Annotated in this window: 2 protein-coding genes and 2 pseudogenes; 2 read left to right on the forward strand and 2 right to left on the reverse strand. The window is 41.2% G+C overall.

Translation table 11 applies throughout. The features are described 5' to 3' along the window. Together F8R90_RS09770 and F8R90_RS09775 are read right to left on the reverse strand one after the other, a co-directional pair. Nucleotides 1-214, reverse strand: a 214-nt coding sequence (locus tag F8R90_RS09770; RefSeq protein ID WP_442946740.1) for a hypothetical protein, incomplete at its 3' end; no start/stop codon positions are given. Between the two features lie 26 nt (nucleotides 215-240). Further along, nucleotides 241-927: a bifunctional transcriptional activator/DNA repair enzyme AdaA gene (locus tag F8R90_RS09775; RefSeq protein WP_230966226.1), complete on the reverse strand. Its 687-nt coding sequence runs from the start codon at nucleotides 925-927 to the stop codon at nucleotides 241-243. A 378-nt stretch (nucleotides 928-1,305) separates the two neighbouring features. On the opposite strand from F8R90_RS09775, the pseudogene F8R90_RS09780 reads away from it, so the two are divergent. Further along, nucleotides 1,306-2,826 (forward strand): annotated as a pseudogene (locus F8R90_RS09780) (PAS domain S-box protein); the annotation flags it as partial. A 119-nt stretch (nucleotides 2,827-2,945) separates the two neighbouring features. Beyond that, a pseudogene (locus tag F8R90_RS09785) lies at nucleotides 2,946-3,316 on the forward strand (GAF domain-containing protein); the annotation flags it as partial.

Genomic DNA, 3,316 nt, shown 5'->3' on the forward strand with positions numbered 1-3,316 from the left:
GTAATATTTCTGCTATTATTTCATCAGTCTTGCCATCCGCAGCCATTAGTAATGTGTGTGCACGCCGAATTTCTCTGGCTTTTGCTGAACCCTTTTTGACTAGAGCCAGTAGTTCTTCCCTCTGTGATTCACTCAGATTAATTTGATACTTTTTGCTCATACACCCTTTTTCCTTCTTCTGCGATCGCTTGTCTGCTTGTGAATACCAATGCATCCACATTGCTATTTAATCACACTTGATTATAACCCCGCAAAATTAATGGGACAGACCACTAGTTTAACGGCACAGATACCCTTCTCTGTTGTTGCCACAAGCAAATATCCTAGTGGACATAGAGCGATCGCATAGACAATGCTGATTCTCTTTCCAGCTTGTTGGTAAGTCTTTGGTGTCATTCCCAGTTGTTTAGGTGCTTTCTCATATAGTTGGCTACTTGAACCATACCCTGTGTCATAAACTGCATGAGCAATTTCCTCTCCTGACTGAAGATGCTGCTTCAATCGTTGGCTACGCAGTGCATCTGCATATTGAAAAGGGGATACGCCAATTATTTGCTTGAATACCTTTTGTAGATAACTGGAACTCATTCCCACCTGAGAGCATAATTCCGAGAGGGTTGGGATGTGATCAACTTGTGCTTCAATATATCGACATGCTGCTAAAACTTTTGCCTTAGCGGGATTTAGAAATTTTTCAGATTGTGGCTGACAGCGCTTACAAGGTCGAAAACCTGCGTTTTCAGCTTCTTGTGCCGACTGGAAGAAACAAACTTGATTGCGATTCGGTCTGCGACTAGGGCAAATAGGTCGGCAATAAACGCCTGTAGAGTGAACACCGTAGAAAAACTTACCTTCAAAAGTGGGATCTCGATTGAGAACTGCTTGCCAAAGAGTTTCTTCCAAAACTGATATCTGTTGTAATTGCATTTATGTCTCCTTGGACGTATTACAAAGTATCCACTGGGAAATACCCATCATTAATTCCTATATGTTGGTAACTCTATTTATTCTTTAGATAAAACTAGATTAAATGTATTGATAAACTACTTTCTATCTGATTATTGCGATCAAATGTGACAAAGTGTCGTTGATCACTATTTACAACTAACTTTTTTGTCACATGATTCTCCCTCTGGCAAATCGTTCACCCGATTGGGTGAATGCGATCGCCTCATCAGGAACTACTCTGAAAGAAGGTGCAGTTTTGATTCTGTTAGCGATTATGCCCACAAAATAAAAACTGTTAAATTGCTTATTCTAGCTTTTAATTGTAAATCAATAGCTTGTGTATCAAAGGGTCAAAGAGTGGATGAAACCGTTGTAAAATCGCTGTATACACCAAATTGCCAGCAAGAGGCTTTTAACCTGCTCTCAAAAGTTGCTGTCAATTTACCAGGAATAATTTTCCAAGTTCTGCAACAGCAGGATGGTTCTGTGTTTATCCCTTATGTCAGTTCTGGTTGTGAATATTTGTATGAAATAGAACCAGAAACTATACAGGCAGATTTCCAGGTGCTATACAAACTGATTCATCCGCTGGATGTGAAAGCCTTTGCTGAATCTATAGCTGTTTGTAGTACAAATTTTACACCTTGGCATTGGGAAGGTCGCATCATTACACCTAGTGGCAAACTTAAATGGATTCAAGGTACTTCGCAACCAGAACTACAACCTAACGGCGATTTTCTTTGGAATGGCTTGGTCATGGATATTACAGACCGAAAACAAACCCAAGAAAAGTTGCAAGAGACTGAGGCGCGGTATCAAGCAATTTTGGATGCTATCCCCGATTTGATGTTTCGCATTAGCCGCGATGGCGAGTATCTAGATTTGAAAAGTGAGGGAGCAAATATCACTCTTTCGAGAGAAGAAATAGTTGGGAAACATGTACAGGAGTTATTGCCTAGTGATGTTGCCGCAATTAGCCTGGAAGCGATCGCTAAAACTTTAGATTCTGGAACTTTGCAAACTTGCGAATACCAACTACCAACGCCTTTGGGAGCCAGAGATTATGAGACGCGGTTGGTAGTGAGTGGTCAAGATGAAATACTAGCAATTGTCCGAGACATCACAGAACGCAAACAAGCGGAAGCTGCTTTACAAAATCTTGCCCAAAAATTTGCTAAAGCTTTTAGTTGCAGCCCCGATTCAATTACCATTAGCACACTCCAGGAAGGACGCTTCATCGAAGTTAACGATAGCTTTGTAGAACTCTCAGGTTATGAGCGAGATGAGGCGATTGGTAAAACTTCTTTTGAGTTAAATCTTTGGATACACGATCGCGATCGCCTGAATTTGTTGCAGAATTTACAAGCTACAGGAGTTGTTCGCAACCTGGAATTTGAATTCCGGCAAAAGTCTGGCAAGATAATCACAACACTGCTTTCAGCCGAAGTCATTGATTTGGATGGTATTCCTTCGATCCTAGCCGTCCATCACGACATTACAGAACGCAAGCAAGTGGAAGCGCAATTACGCCTATCAGCAGAACGCGATCGCTTGTTAGCAGAAACCTTAGTGCGAATTCGGTCTTCGCTTAAATTAGAGCAAATTCTCCAAACCACCGTGACGGAAGTCAGGCAATTTCTCCAAGCCGATCGAGTTTTTATTGGTTTAAATAATGCCAATTTAGAAATCAGAACTCTTGCTGAATCAGTAGATCCCAAGTATCCATCAATCTCAGGATGGTCTACTAATGATGAAGCTTATCTAAAAGAATTGCGAAACTTACTAAAAGATAATCTTGTGCGTGTCGTTGAAGACGTAACGCAAGTGGCAGTATCTCCCAAAGTTAAGGCACACTGTCAAAAATTCCAAACGAAAGCTAGTGGTCTGTCTCATTAAATATGATCGGTAAACTCATTCTTAATTTTTCTTCCTTTGCGCCCTTTGCGTCCTTTGCGGTTCGTTTCTCAACCCTCTCAAAATTAATGGGACAGACCACTAGTTTGGCTGTACCAATTATGCTAGGTGACGAATTATTTGGGGCGTTAATTGCCAATCAATGCTCAGGTTCGCGTCATTGGCAACCAATAGAAATTGATTTGTTACAGCAGATGTCAGAACAAGTAGCGATCGCCATTCATCAAAGCCAGATTTACCAAGAATTAGCAGAACTCAACACTAATTTAGAACACCAAGTAGAAGAACGGACAGCACAATTGCAGCAGAAAATGCAAGAAGTTGAAGAATTGCATCGCGTCAAAGATGTAGTTTTGCACACAGTTGCCCATGATTTACGAACTTCGGTGATGGGTAACTTGATGGTGTTAAAGAATTTGTTAAATCAGGGAGTGGGGAGTGGGGAGCAGGGAGC

Origin of the sequence: Nostoc sp. NZL, assembly GCF_015714705.1 — a bacterium.
Taxonomy (GTDB): Bacteria; Cyanobacteriota; Cyanobacteriia; order Cyanobacteriales; family Nostocaceae; genus Nostoc; species Nostoc foliaceum_A.

Coding starts and splice junctions, on each gene's coding strand:
- F8R90_RS09775 (WP_230966226.1), bottom strand. CDS start 927: ATGCAATTACAACAGATATCAGTTTTGGAAGAAACTCTTTGGCAAGCA.